The organism is Kosakonia sp. MUSA4 (genome assembly GCF_013085925.1).
Lineage (GTDB): Bacteria > Pseudomonadota > Gammaproteobacteria > Enterobacterales > Enterobacteriaceae > Kosakonia > Kosakonia sacchari_B.
This window is the reverse complement of record NZ_CP025697.1, coordinates 5574879-5593805: the sequence shown is the minus strand read 5'-3', so window position 1 is coordinate 5593805 and position 18927 is coordinate 5574879. Positions and strand designations below refer to the sequence as shown.

Here is an 18927-nt window from a genome sequence, read left to right as displayed (position 1 = left end):
TCTGTTGAATAATAAGCAACAGAAGCGAAGCGGAGCCTCACTTACCCCGTGATGAGACGATTACCCTTTGTTTCTTTCTGAACAACTAAAGCCAACGTGAACGTTTAGCGGACCTGAGTGTCCGCTTTTTTTTGCGTAAAAAAGCCCGGCGAAGTGCCAGGCCCGGTATTGCGTTTTCTTGCGGGTTACACCAGACGCGCTTTCGCATCGGCGATAGCCTGCGCCACCTGAAGCGGCGATACGCCGCCTTTCGCCGCGCGTTTATCCAGGCAAGATTGCAGCGACAGCACAGGATAAACATCGTCGCCAATCACCGTACTGAATTTTTGCAGATCGGTAAGCGCCAACGCCTCCAGCGGCTTCGCCTGGCGAATCGCTTCTACCACGGCTTCACCAACAATATGGTGCGCCTCGCGGAACGGCACGCCTTTAGCGACAAGGTAATCGGCCAGTTCGGTGGCGTTTGCATAACCCTGCTGCGCCGCTTCCTGGCAGCGCGGACGTTTCACCTGAATACCGTCCAGCACCAGCGCCGCCATATGCAGGCAGTCGAGCCAGGTATCAAGCGCATCGAACAGCCCTTCTTTATCTTCCTGCATATCTTTGTTGTAGGCCAGCGGCAGACCTTTCAGCGTCATCATCATGCCGGTCAGCGCGCCCTGCACACGGCCGCATTTACCCCGGATCAGCTCCAGCGCATCCGGGTTTTTCTTTTGCGGCATCAGTGAAGAACCGGATGTCACCCGATCAGACAGCTCAACAAAACCCGCTTCGCCAGAGTTGAAGAAAATCAGATCTTCGGCAAAGCGCGATAAATGCACCATGCCGATCGAAGCATCAGAGAGCAGCTCCAGCACGTGATCGCGATCGGAAACACTATCCAGGCTGTTGCGGGTTGCCGAAGCAAAACCCAACCAGCCAGCCAGTTGCTCGCGATCGATTTCATAAGCCGTACCCGCCAGTGCGCCGCAACCAAGCGGGCTGACGTCGAGGCGTTTCAGCGAATCCTGCAGACGACTCTCATCACGCGACAGCATCTCAACGTAGGCCAGCGCCCAGTGGGCAAATGTCACCGGCTGCGCACGTTGCAGGTGCGTATAACCAGGCATTACAGCATCCTGATTATTCTCTGCGGTCACCACCAACGCGCTCTGCAACTGACGGTTCGCCAGTAGCAATTCGCTGATGGTGTCTTTACACCACAATTTCAGGTCGGTGGCGACCTGATCATTACGGCTGCGCCCGGTATGCAGTTTTTTGCCCAGTTGGCCGACTTTATCGATCAGCTTGCCTTCTACCCAACTGTGAATATCTTCTGCATCGCTTTGCAGGATCTGCTGCGGATCGGCCTGCACTTCCTGCAACAGGTTGTTCAGCGCCTCTTCCAGTTGCAGTTGCTCTGCCTGCGTCAGTACGCCAACCGTCACCAGCGCTTTAGACCAGGCCACAGAGCCAACGATATCCTGCTCTGCCAGGCGATAGTCAAAGCGCAAAGAGTCGTTGAACTGTTTGAACCGTTGATCCGCTGCCTGAGTAAAACGCCCGCCCCAAAGTGCCATAATATGCTTCCTTAATGTCTTGAATTTCATTGCCGGATAGCGCTGCGCTTATCCGGCCTGGAGGTTCAGTTCACGCAGGCCCGATAAGACGTAGCCGTCATCGGGCATATAAATTGATTACGCCAGAATACGCGTGCCGATCGGCGTACCGTTAAACAGCGCCGGTAACTGCTCGGCATGACGCCAGGAGGCGATATCAACCGGGCGGCCCAGCGTGCGCGCCGCATCCAGCGCGGCATTCACTTTAACGATCATGCCATCGGTAATAATGCCCTGCGCGATCAGCTGCTCGGCTTTGGCCGCCGTCATTTCCGCAATGCGCTGGCCTTTACCGTCGAGAATACCGCTCACATCAGAAAGCAGGATCAGATCCGCGCCGAGCGTTGCCGCCAGCGCCGTCGCCGCCTGGTCAGCGTTGACATTCATCAGCGCGCCTTCGTCGGTCACACCAATAGAGCTTATCACCGGCAGAAAACCACCTTCCAGCAGCGCATTAATCAGTTTCGGCGAACCCGGCTGCGCCAGACCAACATGGCCCAGTTCCTCATCCAACTGGGTTACCTTGACGCTGTCGCCATCGCCGAGGAACAGGCCAACGGAAGCGATATGGTGTTTCTTCGCCCACGCCAGCAGCGTTTTGTTGGCGGTGCCCGCCAGCGCGCCGGTGATGATGTCGATTTGATCGGCAGGCGTCACGCGCAGGCCGTTTTTCTTCTTCACCGGCAGGTTCAGTTGTTTCATTAACTCATCCACCACGCAACCGCCGCCGTGGACAATGACTAACGGGCGCTGATGAGATTCACGATACTGCACCAGCGCCGTAAACAGACGCTCCAGCGCTTCTTCACTGTCCAGCAGTACACCACCGAGCTTAATAATTAATGGATTCATCATCACGCCTGTCTTAAATAAGTGACTGGGTTTCAGCATAGCCGAAACGAATATTTGCACACTGCATCGCCTGTGCCGCCGCGCCTTTCAGCAGGTTATCTTCCGTGGCGACCACAATCAGATGCTCACCCTGAACGGCGAAACCAATATCGCAGAACGGCAGACCGACCACGTTTTTCAGCGCCGGAACGCCTTTGTCATACAGACGCACCAGCGGTTTGTTACCGTAAGCCTGTTTGAACAGCTCGGCGATCTGTGCCTGCGTCACGCCAGGCTTCAGGCGGCAGGTAATGGTTTCCAGAATGCCGCGCGGGAAGCTCGCCAGGTGCGGCGTGAAAATCACGTCCGTGCCGAGATGCGTGGCAATTTCCGGCTGATGGCGGTGGTTGAAAATGCCGTAAGGTTGCAGGCTCACTTCGCAGAAGCTATTGGAGAGCGCCGCTTTACGCCCGGCGCCGCTCACGCCGCTGGTCGCGTTGATCACCGGCCACTGGTTCAGATCGAGCAGACCGGCATCGATCAGCGGTTTCAAAGAGAGCTGCGCCGCCGTCGGGTAACAGCCCGGTACGGCAATTAATTGCGCTTCTTTCAATTTGTCGTGGTTCCACTCCGCCAGCCCGTAAACCGCCTGCGCAAGTAAATCGGCGTGCTGATGGGTGAAGCCATAGAATTTTTCGTAGAACGCGGGATCGTTAACGCGGAACGCGCCAGAGAGATCAAACACCACACAGCCTGCGGCCAGGCAAACCGGTGCCAGGTCGTGGCTCACTTCATGCGCCGTCGCCAGGAAAACGACGTCCACGCCATCAAGGAACTCAGTGATGTCGGACATCGGTTGCAACGGGAGATCGACAATGCCTTTCAACTGCGGATGTAAATCGGAGATACACTTTCCTGCATCATTACTTTGCGCAGAAACCGTCAAAGCGGTTATGTTCATATGAGGATGGCGATTTACATAGGTCACTAGCTCTGCGCCGGCGTAACCGCTGGCGCCCACAATTAATGTGTTCAACATTGGGGCGGTTTACCTTCTTACGTCATGTGTGCCAGGGAAAGACTCAGCATCCCTCCCACGTTGCTGAGCAAGTCGCCTTTTGGGTTCCCTTACGCTCAGCATTAATGTATTTTTATTCACATTTAGTGCATGAATATTGATACTATCACGAACTCAGGTATGTCAACAATGAAAATGAATTTGCCGCCATTTATCGAGATTTACCGCGCCCTGATTGCCACTCCGTCAATCAGCGCAACGGAAGAAGCGCTGGATCAGAGCAATGCGTCTTTAATCAATCTGCTGGCAGGATGGTTTGGCGATCTCGGTTTCACTGTTGAAGTGCAGCCGGTGCCCGGCACGCGCAATAAATTCAATATGCTCGCCAGTGCCGGAACGGGCGCGGGCGGTCTGCTGCTGACCGGCCACACCGATACCGTGCCGTTTGATGACGGGCGCTGGACGCGCGATCCCTTCACGCTGACCGAGCATGACGACAAACTCTACGGCCTCGGCACCGCCGACATGAAAGGCTTTTTTGCCTTCATTCTTGATGCGCTGCGTGACGTCGATGTGACAAAGCTGAGCAAGCCGCTCTACATTCTCGCCACCGCCGATGAAGAGACCAGCATGGCGGGCGCACGTTATTTTTCCGAAAATACGCAGTTGCGTCCGGATTGCGCCATCATCGGCGAGCCAACCTCCCTGCAACCGGTGCGCGCGCATAAAGGCCATATCTCCAACGCGATTCGTATCCTCGGACAGTCCGGCCACTCCAGCGATCCGGCGCGCGGCGTCAACGCTATCGAACTGATGCATGATGCTATCGGCCATATCCTGCAACTACGTGACAACCTGAAAGAGCGTTATCACTATGCAGCGTTCACCGTACCGTACCCGACGCTGAACCTGGGACATATTCATGGCGGTGATGCGGCGAACCGTATTTGCGCCTGTTGCGAACTGCATATGGATATTCGCCCGCTGCCGGGCATGACGCTGAATGATCTGAATGGGTTGCTGAATGAGGCACTAGAGCCGGTCAGTTCCCGCTGGCCGGGCCGTCTGACCATTTCTGAACTGCATCCGCCCATTCCAGGCTACGAGTGCCCGCCGGATCACCAACTGGTGAGCGTGGTGGAAAAACTGCTCGGCGTTGAAACCGAAGTGGTGAACTACTGTACCGAAGCGCCCTTTATTCAGACGCTGTGTCCGACGCTGGTGCTCGGTCCGGGCTCAATTAATCAGGCTCATCAGCCGGATGAATATCTGGAAACGCGCTTTATTAAGCCAACCCGCGAACTTATTACCCAGGTTGTCCATCATTTCTGCTGGCACTGATCGCCCTTTTTCCCCGCCAATACCCCTTCTACGGAAGGGGTTTTTATGCGCACGAAAGGGTGACAAATGTCACAATCTCATAAGCATTACTTATCTGGCAGAAAGCGAATTAAATTTCGTAAATTGACGCCATTTATTCGTTTGCTGAAGCGATTTCGCAGCAATTGACGTAGTGGGTTTTACGTGGCTTTATAAAAGACGGTGTCTTATATCTGCGCGACGGCAGGTATAACAAAATAAAATGAGATGGGGTGTCTGGGGTAACATGAACGAACAATATTCCGCTTTGCGTAGTAATGTCAGTATGCTCGGCAAACTGCTGGGAGATACCATCAAGGATGCTCTCGGCGAGAACATTCTCGACCGGGTAGAAACAATCCGTAAGCTGTCCAAATCTTCTCGCGCCGGTAATGAAGCCAGCCGCAAGGAACTCCTTACCACCTTGCAGAATCTGTCTAATGACGAACTGCTGCCGGTGGCGCGCGCTTTCAGCCAGTTCCTGAATCTTGCGAACACCGCTGAGCAATACCACAGCATTTCTGCCAAAGGTGAAGCGGCCAGCAACCCGGAAGTGATTGCCCGCACTATCAAAAAGCTGAAAGACCAACCCAATCTCAACGAAGCCACCATCATTAAAGCAGTTGAATCGCTGTCGCTGGAGCTGGTACTGACCGCCCATCCAACCGAGATCACCCGCCGTACGCTGATCCACAAAATGGTGGAAGTGAACAACTGCCTGAAACAACTGGATAACAGCGATATCGCCGACTACGAACGCCACCAGTTAATGCGCCGTCTGCGCCAGTTGATTGCCCAGTCCTGGCATACCGACGAAATCCGCCGCAATCGCCCAAGCCCGGTTGATGAAGCCAAATGGGGCTTCGCGGTTGTGGAAAACAGCCTGTGGGAAGGCGTGCCGAATTACCTGCGCGAACTGAACGAACAGCTGGAAGAGCACCTCAATTACAAGCTGCCGGTTGATTTTGTACCGGTGCGCTTTACCTCGTGGATGGGCGGCGATCGCGACGGCAACCCGAACGTCACCGCCGATATCACTCGCCATGTGCTGCTGCTCAGCCGCTGGAAAGCGACCGATCTGTTCCTGAAAGATATTCAGTTGCTGATCTCCGAGCTGTCGATGGTCGAATGCACCGATGAACTGCGCGAACTGGCGGGCGCAGAAGGCGCGCGCGAGCCGTACCGTTATCTGATGAAAAAATTGCGTGCCGACCTGATGGCGACTCAAGCCTGGCTGGAAGCGCGCCTGAAGGGGCAAAAACTGCCGAAACCAGCCGGTTTGCTGACGCAAAACGAGCAACTGTGGGAACCGCTGTACGCCTGTTATAAATCGCTGCAAGCTTGCGGCATGAGCATTATCGCCAACGGTGAGCTGCTCGATACATTACGCCGCGTGAAGAGTTTCGGCGTGCCGCTGGTGCGCATCGATATTCGTCAGGAGAGTACCCGACACACCGAAGCGCTGGGCGAACTGACCCGCTATCTCGGCATCGGCGATTACGAAAGCTGGTCGGAAGCGGACAAACAGGCGTTCCTGATCCGCGAACTGAATTCCAAACGCCCGCTGCTGCCGCGCCAGTGGGAGCCAAGCGATGAGACCCGCGAAGTGCTGGACACCTGCCGGGTGATCGCCGAAGCGCCGCGCGGATCCATCGCCGCCTATGTGATCTCGATGGCCAAAACGCCGTCCGACGTGCTGGCCGTTCATTTGCTGCTGAAAGAAGCTGGTATCGGCTTTGCGCTGCCGGTTGCGCCGCTGTTTGAAACGCTGGATGACCTCAACAACGCCGACGACGTGATGACCCAGTTGCTGAACATCGACTGGTATCGCGGTTTTATCCAGGGCAAACAGATGGTGATGATTGGCTATTCCGACTCCGCAAAAGACGCGGGCGTAATGGCCGCAAGCTGGGCGCAATATCAGGCTCAGGATGCGCTGATCAAAACCTGCGAGAAAGCCGGCATCGAACTGACGCTGTTCCACGGTCGCGGCGGTTCTATCGGTCGCGGTGGCGCACCAGCGCATGCAGCGCTGCTCTCTCAACCGCCTGGTAGCCTGAAAGGCGGTCTGCGCGTGACCGAACAGGGCGAGATGATCCGCTTTAAATACGGTCTGCCGGAAGTCACTATCAGCAGCCTGTCGCTTTATACCAGCGCCATTATGGAAGCCAACCTGCTGCCGCCGCCGGAGCCGAAACCGCAGTGGCGCCACATTATGGACGCACTGTCAGAGAGCTCCTGCGAGATGTACCGTGGCTACGTGCGCGAAAACAAAGACTTCGTTCCCTATTTCCGTTCGGCAACGCCGGAGCAGGAACTGGGCAAACTGCCGCTCGGCTCACGCCCGGCGAAACGCCGTCCGACCGGCGGCGTCGAGTCACTGCGTGCCATTCCGTGGATCTTCGCCTGGACGCAGAACCGCCTGATGCTTCCGGCCTGGCTGGGCGCAGGCACTGCGTTGCAGAAAGTGGTGGAAGATGGCAAACAGAGCGAACTGGAAGCCATGTGCCGCGACTGGCCATTCTTCTCAACCCGCCTTGGCATGCTGGAGATGGTCTTCTCCAAAGCCGATCTTTGGCTGGCGGAATACTACGATCAGCGTCTGGTAAAACCAGAACTGTGGGGGCTGGGCAGCGAACTGCGTAAACTGCTGCAGGCGGATATTAATGTGGTGCTGGCGATTGCCAACGACTCCCACCTGATGGCCGATCTGCCGTGGATCGCCGAATCCATCCAGTTACGAAACATCTACACCGACCCGCTGAACGTATTGCAGGCCGAGCTGCTGCACCGTTCGCGTCTGGCCGAAGAAGCCGGTGAAGCGCCGGACGAGCGTGTAGAACAAGCGTTGATGGTGACTATTGCGGGTGTTGCAGCAGGCATGCGTAACACCGGCTAATTTTCTCCCCGCATCGCAAAAGGCCACACTTGCTGTGGCCTTTTTTTATGTCGCCAGCTAAGGTTGTTCCTTCGCCCGTCACGGAAGGAAAGCATGAGCCACGACGTCAGCCATCTCATCTCCCGCCTGATCAACGGCCCGCTGCCGCTGCGTCAGGTCTGTTTTGCCGGAGTCAGCGGTAATGCGCCTGCGCTGGCCTGTCAGGTCGATTTTCCGCGTCTGGAAATTGTGCTGGAAGGGTCGCTTTTGGATGTCGGGATCGCCGGGGAAGCGCCGCTGATGACGCAACATGACGTTCTGTATATCCCGCCTGGCGGCTGGAACTGGCAGCAATGGCAGGCACCGGCCAGCACCTTAAGCGTACTGTTCGGCAAGCAGCAACTGAGCTTTAGCGTGAACCAGTGGAATGGCAAAACCCTGCAAAACCTGGCGAAACAGCATGTCGCGCGCCGCGGTCCGCGCGTGGGTTCTTTCCTGCTGCACACGCTGCATGAAATGCAAATGCAGCCGCGCGAGCAGCAAACCGCACGGCTGATTGTCACCAGCCTGCTCAGCCACTGCCACGATCTGCTCGGTAGCCATATCCAGACCGCTTCCCGCAGCGAAGCGCTGTTCGAAGCCATTCGCAGCTATATCGACGAACATTACGCCAAGCCGCTCACGCGCGAATCGGTGGCGCAGGCGTTTTACATCTCGCCCAATTATCTTTCGCACCTGTTCCAGAAAACCGGCAGTCTCGGTTTTAACGAATACCTCAATCACACCCGGCTGGAGCATGCCAAAACGCTGCTCAAGGGTTACGACTTAAAAATCAAAGAAGTCGCGCACACCTGCGGTTTTGTCGACAGTAACTACTTCTGCCGCCTGTTCCGTAAAAATACCGAACGTTCCCCCTCCGAATACCGCCAGCAGTACCACAGCCATCTCAGCGAAAAACAGGATTGAGCCTGCAGCACTGGATTTTTATACGTTAAAAATCGCATCCCGCCGCGCGGCAAAGGTCTGCAACCCCGTGTTTCATCGTGATACAGCGCAACTTGTGAGCCAAATCTCAATTCGTCATGGAGCTTACATTTGTCCAGTGTTTGGCAGATTTGTTATATGGCGACTGCGTGGTAAGCGCTCGTATGCTGAGGTCAGAAACGTTATACGAGGAAGCACGATGGAACTCTATCTGGACACCGCCAACGTGGCGGAAGTTGAACGCCTGGCGCGGGTTTATCCGCTCGCGGGCGTCACCACCAACCCCAGCATTATTGCCGCCGGGAAAACGCCGGTGTGGGATGTGTTGCCGCGTCTGCAACACGCCATCGGCCCGGACGGAACGCTGTTTGCGCAGGTGATGAGCCGCAACGCGGAGGGCATGGTGTCTGAAGCCAGACGCCTCAACAACGCCTTTCCCGACATCGTGGTGAAAATCCCGGTCACAGCGGAAGGATTGGCTGCCATCAAGCAGTTGAAAAAAGAGAATATTGTCACCCTTGGCACCGCTGTCTACAGCGCCGCGCAGGGCTTGCTCGCTGCGCTTGCCGGAGCAAAATATGTGGCGCCTTATGTCAACCGTGTCGATGCCCAGGGCGGCGACGGCATTCGCATGGTGCAGGAATTGCAAACGCTGCTGAAACTCCACGCGCCGCAAAGCAAAGTGCTGGCCGCCAGCTTCAAAACGCCGCGCCAGGCGCTCGACTGCCTGCTCGCCGGATGTGAAGCAATCACACTGCCATTAGATGTAGCGCAACAAATGCTCAATACGCCCGCAGTAGAGTCAGCAATAGAGAAGTTTGAACAGGACTGGAAAACGGCTTTTGGCAACCTCAACCTGTAAGGAGGCAATATATGGATCGCATCATCCAGTCGCCAGGTAAGTACATCCAGGGTGCAGACGTCATCACCCGTCTCGGCGACTATCTCAAACCGCTGGCCGATCGCTGGCTGGTCGTGGGCGATAAATTTGTGCTTGGTTTTGCCCAGGAAACGCTGCAAAAAAGTCTGGCGGATGCCGGGCTGGCCTGTGAAGTTGTGCCATTTGGCGGCGAGTGTTCACAAAATGAAATTGACCGGCTGCGCGGCGTTGCGGAAAACGCGCACTGCGGCGCAGTGCTCGGTATTGGCGGCGGGAAAACGCTGGATACCGCCAAAGCGCTGGCGCACTTCATGCACGTTCCGGTGGCCATTGCGCCGACAATCGCGTCCACCGACGCGCCGTGCAGCGCGCTTTCGGTTATCTACACCGACGATGGCGAATTCGATCGCTATCTGTTACTTCCCAACAACCCGAACCGCGTGATTGTCGATACCAAAATCGTTGCCGGCGCACCGGCGCGGCTGCTGGCGGCGGGGATCGGCGATGCGCTCTCCACCTGGTTTGAAGCCCGCGCTTGTTCACGCAGCGGCGCAAAAACCATGGCCGGCGGGCAAAGCACGCAATCTGCGCTGGCGCTGGCCGAGCTGTGCTACAACACGCTGCTGGAAGAGGGTGAAAAAGCCATGTTCGCGGCTGAACAGCATGTTGTCACGCCTGCGCTGGAGCGCGTGGTGGAAGCGAATACCTATCTGAGCGGCGTCGGCTTCGAGAGCGGCGGCCTGGCGGCTGCGCATGCCATCCACAACGGTTTAACCGCCCTTGCAGACGCACACCACTACTATCACGGTGAGAAAGTGGCATTCGGTACGCTGACGCAACTGGTGCTGGAAAACGCGCCGCTGGATGAGATCGAAACGGTTGCAGCGCTGTGCCACACCGTTGGTCTGCCGATTACGCTGGCGCAACTGGATATCAAAACGGATATTCCGGCGAAGATGCGCATCGTTGCCGAAGCAGCCTGTGCGGAAGGTGAAACCATCCACAACATGCCAGGCGGCGCAACGCCGGATCAGGTCTATGCTGCGCTGCTGGTCGCCGACCAGTACGGACAGCGTTTCCTGGAAGAGTGGGAATAAGCGTTAACATGCCCGGTGGCGCAAATATTTACCGGGCCTGTAAAGTAAAAGCCTGGAACGGTTGTTCCGGGCTTTTTATTTCAGCTTAGACGCCGGGGCGAACGCCCAGCGTGTGGCAAATCGCATAGCTCATTTCCGCGCGGTTCAGCGTATAGAAGTGGAAATCCTTCACCCCTTCGCGGCTCAAAATCTTCACCATATCCATCGCGATATTTGCCCCCACCAGCTTGCGGGTCTCGGCGTCGTCATCCAGACCGTCGAACATTTGCGACATCCACGCCGGAATACGCACGTTGGTCATATCCGCGAATTTTTTCGCCTGCTTGAAGTTGGATACCGGCAGAATGCCCGGAACGATCTCCACGTCGATGCCGGTCGCCGCGCAGCGATCGCGAAAACGCAGATAACTTTCCACATCAAAGAAGAACTGGGTAATCGCACGGCTGGCGCCGGCATCCACTTTGCGCTTCAGGTTGAGCAGATCCGCCTGTGCGCTTTTCGCTTCCGGGTGTACTTCCGGGTAGGCGGCAACAGAGATATCGAAATCGGCAACCTCTTTTAACAGCGTCACCAGATCGGCGGCATACATATCCGGCTTACCGCCGCCCGGCGGTAAATCACCGCGCAGCGCCACGATATGGCGGATGCCGTTATTCCAGTAATCCTGCGCAATCGCGCGCAGTTCATCGCGGGTGGCGTCAATGCAGGTCAGATGCGGTACGGCTTCCAGGCCGGTGCGCTCTTTGATGCCTTTGATAATACTGTGAGTACGATCGCGCTCGCCGGAGTTCGCGCCGTAGGTCACCGACACGAATTTCGGCTTCAGGCTGCTCAGACGATCGATGGAGCTCCATAAGGTCTGTTCCATTTCACTGGTGCGCGGCGGGAAAAATTCAAAGGAAACATTAATCTGGCCATGTACTTCCGCCAGGCTCTGATTCAGGGCTTCCCGCTGGTTGGCGTGAAAAAAGCTCATACCTTACCTCATCAATCGCATGTCATTGTCTGTTGTTTGTGAACTTCTATACGTTTAGACGTCCAGATGTAAAAATGACGGAATTTGCACAGGCCGTCAACCGGAAAATCATTATTCTGAGTGAGGAATGTTCAGCGAAGATGAAAAAAGTTCATGATGCGGCATGAAATACCCTCTCCCCGCCAGGGAGAGGGTGAGGAGAAAATTACAGCAATTGCGCCAGACGGTTGATATCTGACTGGATAGCGCCTGCGGTGACATCACGTCCTGCGCCCGGGCCGCGGATGACCAGCGGATTATCGCGATACCAGCGGCTTTCAATGGCGAAGACGTTATCGCCCGGCAGTACCGCCGCCAGCGGATGCTCCGGACGGACCGCTTCCACGCCTACACGTGCTTTGCCGTTCGCATCGAAACGCGCGACATAACGCAGCACAAGGCCCATTTCACGGGCGGCTTCCAGCCGCTGCACCATCTGTTCATTCAGCTCGTCGCCGTTTTCGAAGAAGTGATCCACCGAACCTTCTTCACAATGCGGCGGCACCAGCGATTCCACGCGAACCTGCTCTGGTTCGATGTCATAACCCGCTTCACGGGCGAGGATCACCAGCTTGCGCATCACATCTTTACCGGCGAGATCGACACGCGGATCCGGCTCGGTCAGCCCCTGCTGCCACGCCTGATCGACCAGGTCGGTAAACGGCACAGTACCGTCGAATTGCAGGAACAACCAGGAGAGGGTGCCGGAGAAGATACCGCTGATCGCCAGAATCGCATCGCCGCTATCGCGCAGATCGCGCACCGTATGGTTAACCGGCAATCCGGCGCCGACGGTGGCGTTGTAGAGCCAGTGGCGACCCGTCTTTTCAAACGCATCGTGGATCTGGCGATAGTTATTGGTCGTGCTCGCCCCGGCCAGCTTGTTGGCGCTGATCACATGAAAACCATGGCTGGCAAAATCCAGATACTGCCCGGCCAGTTGCTCACTGGCGGTAACGTCCAGTACGACCAGATCATCATACGGATGAGCGCGCATCCACAGGAACAGCGACTCTTCATCCTGCTCGACGGCTTCATCATTAAAGAAAGCCAGCGCACGGCTGGCATCCAGCCCATCGTAATTCAGCAGGCTACGGCGGCTATCCACCACGCCAGCCAGTAAAAATTCAAACCCGGTACGCGCTGAAAGTGCGCTCTGCTCGCGGGAGAACAACTCCAGCCAGCGGGAACCGATATTTCCCTTGCCGAACAGCATCAGACCGATACGTTTTTCCGCGCGGAACAGCGACTGATGCAGCCCCTGAATCAGGCTCTCGGTCGGGCCAACGCGCAGTACAGCGACCAAGCTGATACCTTCGTCGGACTGCCAGATAAACTCAACCGGCTGGCCTTTCAGTTGCTGCCAGAAACGGTGGCTGTGCAACGGGTTACGGCATACGCCAGCACCGACCATCGCCACCAGCGCCAGCCCCTGACGCAGGCGTAATTCACCCGGCAGACCGGCTTCATCCAACAATTTAAAGACGCTATCGACCACTTCCGAGGTGTAGCAGAGTTGCAGCAGATTACGGTCGGCATGGGCGCCCACCGCCAGCGGACGCGCCTGCGCGCGCTTGAGGAGCAGATCGATCTCTTTTTGCGCCAGTTTAAAATCCTGCCCGGCCGGAACGAGGAACTCAATCAGGCAGATATCATCGTGACTGGTCACGATGCGCGCGCCAGTGCCGGACGCCAGTACGCGTTCAATCCGCGTAGAGCCTTGATCCGGGTTATAGCTACAGCGCAATTGCAGATCGATATTGCTGCCGGAGACCGGTTGCAGCGTGCGGGCATGCAGTACCGGAGCGGCAAGGCGCGCCAGCTCGCTGGCTTCGTCGAGGCGCAGCAGCGGCAGCAGACAGGCATCTTTCACTTTGCGCGGGTCGGCGCTATAGACACCGGCCACGTCGCTCCAGATGGTGACGCGGGAAACATCGCCCAGCGCGCCAATCTGCGTTGCTGAATAGTCGGAACCGTTACGCCCCAGCAGCACCGTTTCACCCGCCTCATTACGGCTGATAAAACCGGTAACGACAATGCGTTTGCCAGGATGTTGCGCCAGCTTTTGCTGCAAAAGGGGATAAGACGCCCCTTCGTTCACCTGCGGCTGCGCCGAGCGCTCGGCACGCAGAAAGTCGCGGGCATCCAGCCAGGCCGCATTAAGGCCTTGCTGATTAAGTACGGCGGCCATCAAGCGCGCCGACCAGATTTCACCGTGGCCGACCACTTCTGCGTAAACCGCGTCGGTGATACCGCCGTCGAGCAGCGCCGCCAGGTGTTCCAGATCGTGGATAAATTCGCTGGTCAGGCCATCGGCCACATCGGCGGGCAACAGCCCGCTAATTAAGTCACTTTGATAACGACGCAGGGATTGCTGAACCTGATGCGCAGAGAGCCTGTCAGTCTGGCTTAATTTCAGCCAGTTGATCAGCTGGTTGGTGGTGCTGCCTGCGGCGGAGACAACCATCATGTCGCCCGGTTGTGAATACTCCGCCATGATCCCTGCAACGCGGAGGTAACACTTCACATCCGCCAGACTACTGCCACCAAATTTGTGCAGCTGACGAGCCTTCGTCCCTGCCTGCGCAATCACACTCATGTTTACCCCTCAGCTGCGACCCGGAAGCCATTTTCCAGATCGGCAATTAAATCTTCACTATCTTCAATACCGGTCGAGATACGCAACAGCGTTTCCGAGATCCCGGCAGCGGCGCGCGCTTCCGGCGCCATACCTGCGTGCGTCATGGTGGCGGCGTGGGAGATTAAACTTTCTACCCCACCTAATGATTCCGCCAGAGTAAACAGTGACAAACCGCTCAGGAAACGACGCAACGTTTGCTCGTCGCCATCCAGTTCAAAACTTAACATCGCGCCAAAGCCTTTTTGTTGACGCGCCGCAATCTCATGCCCCTGATTATCCGGCAGAGACGGGTGGTAAAGCTTTTTCACCAACGGCTGAGTTCGCAGGAAATCGACAATCGCCTGTGCGTTACGCTGCGCCACTTCCATACGCGGCGACAACGTGCGCAGCCCGCGCAACAGCAAATAGCTGTCGAAGGCGCTACCGGTGACGCCAATATTATTCGCCCACCATGCCAGTTCGGTGACAGTCTCCGCGTCTTTTGCAATCACCACGCCCGCCACCACATCAGAATGACCGTTGAGGTATTTCGTGCAGGAGTGCAGCACCAGATCGGCACCCAGCGCCAGCGGATTTTGCAACGCCGGGCTTAAGAAGGTGTTATCAACAACGCTAACTGCGCCCGCTTCACGCGCCAGTTGGCAGATTTTCGCAATATCCACGACGCGCAACAATGGGTTGCTTGGACTTTCTACCAGCACCAGTTTCGGTTTTTCCGCCAGCGCCGCTTTCAGCGCCTGTTCATCGCCCTGATCGACGAATTTCACCCGGTAGCAACCGCGTTTCGCCAGACTGTCGAACAGGCGATAGCTGCCGCCGTAACAATCGTGCGGTGCAACCAGCAGATCGCCAGGCTTGAGGAAAACCGTGGTCACCAGATGAATCGCCGACATGCCGGTATTGGTCAACACCGCGCCAACGCCCCCTTCCAGCTCCGCCAGCGCGCGCTGTACCACATCGCGCGTGGGGTTACCGCGACGCGAGTAGTCGTGCGCGCGAGGTTCGTTAAAACCGGTGAAATTATAGGTACTGGAGAGGTGAATCGGCGGGACAACGCAGCCATACTGCTCGTCATCGTTCAATCCGCTACGCACTGCAATGGTGGCCTGTTTACGCGTCATGGTGAAGGCTTCCTGGCTTAATGGATGAAAAAACTGACCACAGAGTAAACATTGAATAGATAGACGTCAATACATCTGGACATCTAAACTTCTTTGCGTATAGATTGAGCAAACGCGCAATAGCCGTTAAAATTATATGCTTTAGTATGGGCGCGCAGAGCGATACACCGTGTCACTATGTTGACTCTACGGTAAACTACGCGGGATTACGGCCTGGGCTCACCCGGGTTTAGACTAATGACTGAGAGGATTAAAGGTATCTCATGGCTGAATGGAGCGGCGAATATATCAGCCCATACGCTGAGCACGGCAAGAAGAGTGAGCAAGTAAAGAAAATTACGGTTTCCATTCCTCTTAAGGTGTTAAAAATCCTCACCGATGAACGTACCCGTCGTCAGGTGAACAACCTGCGTCACGCCACCAACAGCGAGCTGCTGTGCGAGGCATTCCTGCATGCGTTCACCGGTCAGCCCCTGCCGAACGATGAAGATCTGCGTAAAGAGCGCAGTGATGAAATCCCGGAAGAGGCGAAAGTGATTATGCGTGAACTGGGCATCGACCCGGATACATGGGAATACTGATTCAAAACAAAAGGGCGGAAGATATCTTCCGCCCTTTTTGCTTATGTCAGCTGCCCAATCAGAAGCGCGTCACTTCCGGGTGCACTTCTGCCAGAGAAAGCAGGTAGGACATAAATACATTTTTCATTGCCGTCAGCATATCACGCATCTTTTCGCTCATGGTTCACAGGACTGGAATGGCGAAAAGGATATGTGCGTTTTTTAATCAGAGCAATATTTTTGTGACTCGCCTCACAAAAATACTTCCCTCCGGCAAACCGCAGAGACAAAAAAAGCGCCTCGCGGCGCTTTTTTCTTTGGCAACTTATTTGCTGCCCGGGATGCTGAAGCGTTTGTTGAAACGCTCAACACGACCACCGGTATCAACAACACGTTGTTTACCAGTAAAGAACGGGTGGCAATTACCGCACACGTCCAGGTTCAGGTCGTGGCCCACGGTGGAGTGGGTTTTGATCACATTACCGCAAGAACAGGTTGCAGTAATCGCAACGTAATTCGGGTGAATACCTTTTTTCATGGGAAACCTCAGTTTAAGGCCGCGTCGCTCTTCCAGCCCTAACGCCAGACACCACGCGAGTTAATATATAAGTGTATCTTTGGCGCGCTAAATCCGCACTAAAGGCGGCGAATCATACAGAAATTAACCAGCGCATGCAAACTGATCCGCTCGCCCGTAGCAACAATGTGTATACTAACCCGCCAGTTTTCAAGTCAGGAAGATGAGATGCCCGTCGCCCACGTAGCGCTGTCTGTACCCTTGCCCCGCACCTTTGATTATCTGTTGCAGGACGACATGATCGCCCGCGCAGGTTGTCGCGTGCGCGTGCCGTTCGGTACTCAGCAGCGGGTCGGCGTCGTGGTGGCAGTCAGCGACAAAAGCGAGCTGCCGCTCGCCGAGCTGAAACAGGTAGAAGAAGTGCTCGACAGCGAGCCCGCTTTTTCGCCCGCCGTCTGGCGTCTGCTGTTATGGGCGGCAGACTATTATCATCACCCGATTGGCGATGTGCTGTTCAATGCCCTTCCCGTTCTGTTACGCCAGACAAAAACTGCCAGCGCAGAGTTTCAGGGGTACTGGTTTGCCACCGAGCAGGGCCAGGCGACGGACATTAACCGCGTAAAGTCAGCAAAACAGCAGCAGGCGCTTTCCGCGCTGCGTAAAGGCAAAATCTGGCAGCACCAGTTGGCCGCGCTGGATCTGAAAAGCGTCACTCTGCAGGCGCTGCGCGCCAAAGGGCTGGCGGAGATGAACAGCGAAGAACCGATGTTCAGCGACTGGCGCAGCCAGTTCTCCGTCAGCGGCGACAGGCTGCGGCTGAACACGGAGCAGGCCACAGCCGTCGGCGCGATTCACAGCGCGGCCGATCAATTCTCTGCCTGGCTGCTGGCAGGCGTCACGGGTTCCGGTAAGACCGAAGTCTATTTAAGCGTGCTGGAAAACGTGCTGGCGCAGGGTAAACAGGCGCTGGTGATGGTGCCGGAGATTGGCCTGACGCCGCAAACCATCGCCCGCTTTCGTGAACGCTTTAACGCGCCAGTCGAAGTGCTGCATTCCGGCCTGAACGACAGTGAACGTCTGACCACATGGCAAAAAGCGAAAAACGGTGAGGCGGCAATTGTTATCGGCACGCGCTCATCGCTGTTCACGCCGTTTAAAAACCTCGGCGTGATCGTTATCGATGAAGAGCACGACAGTTCCTATAAACAGCAGGAAGGCTGGCGCTATCACGCGCGGGATCTGGCGGTCTATCGCGCCCATAGCGAACAGATCCCCATCATTCTCGGCTCGGCGACTCCCGCGCTGGAGACCTTATATAATGTGCGGGCGCGAAAATACCGGTTGCTGCGCCTGACGCGCCGCGCCGGTAGCGCGCGTCCGGCAACGCAGCACGTGCTGGATATGAAAGGCCAGCAGTTGCAGGCCGGATTAGCGCCCGCGCTCATCAACCGCATGCGCCAGCATTTGCAGGCAGGCAACCAGGTGATCCTGTTTCTTAACCGCCGGGGGTTCGCTCCGGCGCTGCTATGCCATGACTGCGGCTGGATAGCAGAGTGCCCGCGTTGCGATCACTACTACACCTTTCACCAGGCGCAGCAGCATTTGCGCTGTCACCATTGCGATAGCCAGCGCCCGGTACCGCGCCAGTGCCCCTCCTGCGGTTCCACGCACCTGCTGCCCGTCGGTTTAGGGACTGAGCAACTGGAACAGGCGCTTGCGCCGCTGTTCCCTGGCGTGCCGGTGTCGCGTATCGACCGTGACACCACCAGCCGCAAAGGCGCACTGGAGCAGCACCTGGCGGAAGTGCATCGCGGCGGTGCGCGCATCCTGATTGGCACGCAGATGCTGGCGAAAGGCCATCACTTCCCGGATGTCACGCTGGTTGCTCTGCTGGATGTCGATGGCGCACTCTTTTCTGCGGATTTCCGCGCAGCGGAACGGTTTGCTCAGCTCTACACCCAGGTTTCGGGCCGCGCCGGACGCGCCGGGAAGCAGGGCGAAGTGGTACTGCAAACCCACCATCCTGAGCATCCTTTGCTGCAAACTTTGCTGCATAAAGGTTATGACACCTTTGCAGAACAGGCGCTGGCCGAGCGGCAAACGCTGCAACTGCCACCGTGGACCAGCCACGTGTTGATCCGCGCAGAAGATCAGAACAATCAGTTCGCCCCGCTGTTCCTGCAACAGTTGAAAAACTTACTGCAAGCCAGCCCGCTGGCGGATAACCAGCTGTGGATCCTCGGCCCGGTTCCGGCGCTGGCAGCGAAGCGCGCCGGACGCTATCGCTGGCAGCTCCTGCTGCAACACCCTTCCCGCATTCGCTTACAACATATTGTCAGCGGCGCGCTGGCGTTGATTAACACGCTGCCCGATGCGCGGCGGGTTAAATGGGTGCTGGACGTTGATCCTATTGAGAGTTGAGGTTGCG

Annotated in this window: 14 protein-coding genes; 7 read left to right on the top strand and 7 right to left on the bottom strand. The window is 56.6% G+C overall.

The features are described from left to right. Nucleotides 1–185: 185 nt before the first annotated feature. From argH to argC, 3 genes are all read right to left on the bottom strand, one after another. Complete coding sequence (gene argH, locus C0557_RS26610; RefSeq protein WP_208662611.1) at nt 186–1559, bottom strand: argininosuccinate lyase; 1374 nt, start codon at nt 1557–1559, stop codon at nt 186–188. A 117-nt stretch (nt 1560–1676) separates the two neighbouring features. Further along, nucleotides 1677–2453 carry an acetylglutamate kinase gene (gene argB / locus C0557_RS26605; RefSeq protein ID WP_090398622.1) on the bottom strand — a complete coding sequence of 259 codons (777 nt, stop codon included), beginning with the start codon at nt 2451–2453 and terminating at the stop codon, nt 1677–1679. A gap of 10 nt (nt 2454–2463) precedes the next feature. After that, nucleotides 2464–3468, bottom strand: a complete 1005-nt coding sequence (argC, locus tag C0557_RS26600; RefSeq protein ID WP_208662609.1) for an N-acetyl-gamma-glutamyl-phosphate reductase — start codon at nt 3466–3468, stop codon at nt 2464–2466. A 168-nt stretch (nt 3469–3636) separates the two neighbouring features. Between argC and argE the strand changes: the two genes are divergently transcribed. From argE to C0557_RS26575, 5 genes are all read left to right on the top strand, one after another. Next, entirely contained in the window at nt 3637–4788 is a 1152-nt protein-coding gene (gene argE / locus C0557_RS26595) for an acetylornithine deacetylase (protein WP_208662608.1), read from the top strand. A 265-nt stretch (nt 4789–5053) separates the two neighbouring features. After that, nucleotides 5054–7705 carry a phosphoenolpyruvate carboxylase gene (gene ppc / locus C0557_RS26590; RefSeq protein ID WP_043955915.1) on the top strand — a complete coding sequence of 884 codons (2652 nt, stop codon included), beginning with the start codon at nt 5054–5056 and terminating at the stop codon, nt 7703–7705. Nucleotides 7706–7798: 93 nt separating this feature from the next. Then, nucleotides 7799–8650, top strand: a complete 852-nt coding sequence (locus C0557_RS26585; protein WP_208662606.1) for a helix-turn-helix domain-containing protein — start codon at nt 7799–7801, stop codon at nt 8648–8650. Between the two features lie 217 nt (nt 8651–8867). Then, a complete protein-coding gene (fsa, locus tag C0557_RS26580) occupies nt 8868–9530 on the top strand; it encodes a fructose-6-phosphate aldolase (protein ID WP_208662604.1) in 663 nt (220 codons plus the stop codon). Between the two features lie 11 nt (nt 9531–9541). Further along, entirely contained in the window at nt 9542–10645 is a 1104-nt protein-coding gene (locus C0557_RS26575; RefSeq protein WP_208662602.1) for a glycerol dehydrogenase, read from the top strand. Between the two features lie 85 nt (nt 10646–10730). Here the strand turns inward: C0557_RS26575 and metF are convergent, their stop codons facing one another. The 3 genes from metF to metB all read right to left on the bottom strand — a co-directional run bounded on the left by metF (nt 10731) and on the right by metB (nt 15422). After that, nucleotides 10731–11621 (bottom strand): methylenetetrahydrofolate reductase, encoded by an 891-nt coding sequence (gene metF, locus C0557_RS26570; protein ID WP_074780649.1) that lies wholly within the window; start codon nt 11619–11621, stop codon nt 10731–10733. A 205-nt stretch (nt 11622–11826) separates the two neighbouring features. Then, on the bottom strand, nt 11827–14259 hold the full coding sequence (locus tag C0557_RS26565) for a bifunctional aspartate kinase/homoserine dehydrogenase II (RefSeq protein ID WP_074780647.1): 2433 nt from the start codon (nt 14257–14259) through the stop codon (nt 11827–11829). A 2-nt stretch (nt 14260–14261) separates the two neighbouring features. Further along, nucleotides 14262–15422 carry a cystathionine gamma-synthase gene (gene metB / locus C0557_RS26560; protein WP_208662600.1) on the bottom strand — a complete coding sequence of 387 codons (1161 nt, stop codon included), beginning with the start codon at nt 15420–15422 and terminating at the stop codon, nt 14262–14264. A gap of 263 nt (nt 15423–15685) precedes the next feature. On the opposite strand from metB, the gene metJ reads away from it, so the two are divergent. Beyond that, on the top strand, nt 15686–16003 hold the full coding sequence (gene metJ / locus C0557_RS26555) for a met regulon transcriptional regulator MetJ (RefSeq protein ID WP_007369220.1): 318 nt from the start codon (nt 15686–15688) through the stop codon (nt 16001–16003). Nucleotides 16004–16307: 304 nt separating this feature from the next. Here the strand turns inward: metJ and rpmE are convergent, their stop codons facing one another. Beyond that, nucleotides 16308–16520, bottom strand: a complete 213-nt coding sequence (rpmE, locus tag C0557_RS26550; RefSeq protein ID WP_039055221.1) for a 50S ribosomal protein L31 — start codon at nt 16518–16520, stop codon at nt 16308–16310. A gap of 207 nt (nt 16521–16727) precedes the next feature. Here rpmE and priA point away from each other — a divergent pair, with 207 nt between their 5' ends. Beyond that, complete coding sequence (priA, locus tag C0557_RS26545; protein ID WP_208662598.1) at nt 16728–18920, top strand: primosomal protein N'; 2193 nt, start codon at nt 16728–16730, stop codon at nt 18918–18920. Nucleotides 18921–18927 lie beyond the last annotated feature (7 nt).

Excerpts from the sequence above, each read along its gene's own strand:
- argH (WP_208662611.1), bottom strand. The coding sequence starts at position 1,559 with ATGGCACTTTGGGGCGGGCGTTTTACTCAGGCAGCGGATCAACGGTTC.
- argB (WP_090398622.1), bottom strand. The coding sequence starts at position 2,453 with ATGATGAATCCATTAATTATTAAGCTCGGTGGTGTACTGCTGGACAGT.
- argC (WP_208662609.1), bottom strand. The coding sequence starts at position 3,468 with ATGTTGAACACATTAATTGTGGGCGCCAGCGGTTACGCCGGCGCAGAG.
- argE (WP_208662608.1), top strand. The coding sequence starts at position 3,637 with ATGAAAATGAATTTGCCGCCATTTATCGAGATTTACCGCGCCCTGATT.
- ppc (WP_043955915.1), top strand. The coding sequence starts at position 5,054 with ATGAACGAACAATATTCCGCTTTGCGTAGTAATGTCAGTATGCTCGGC.
- C0557_RS26585 (WP_208662606.1), top strand. The coding sequence starts at position 7,799 with ATGAGCCACGACGTCAGCCATCTCATCTCCCGCCTGATCAACGGCCCG.
- fsa (WP_208662604.1), top strand. The coding sequence starts at position 8,868 with ATGGAACTCTATCTGGACACCGCCAACGTGGCGGAAGTTGAACGCCTG.
- C0557_RS26575 (WP_208662602.1), top strand. The coding sequence starts at position 9,542 with ATGGATCGCATCATCCAGTCGCCAGGTAAGTACATCCAGGGTGCAGAC.
- metF (WP_074780649.1), bottom strand. The coding sequence starts at position 11,621 with ATGAGCTTTTTTCACGCCAACCAGCGGGAAGCCCTGAATCAGAGCCTG.
- C0557_RS26565 (WP_074780647.1), bottom strand. The coding sequence starts at position 14,259 with ATGAGTGTGATTGCGCAGGCAGGGACGAAGGCTCGTCAGCTGCACAAA.
- metB (WP_208662600.1), bottom strand. The coding sequence starts at position 15,422 with ATGACGCGTAAACAGGCCACCATTGCAGTGCGTAGCGGATTGAACGAT.
- metJ (WP_007369220.1), top strand. The coding sequence starts at position 15,686 with ATGGCTGAATGGAGCGGCGAATATATCAGCCCATACGCTGAGCACGGC.
- rpmE (WP_039055221.1), bottom strand. The coding sequence starts at position 16,520 with ATGAAAAAAGGTATTCACCCGAATTACGTTGCGATTACTGCAACCTGT.
- priA (WP_208662598.1), top strand. The coding sequence starts at position 16,728 with ATGCCCGTCGCCCACGTAGCGCTGTCTGTACCCTTGCCCCGCACCTTT.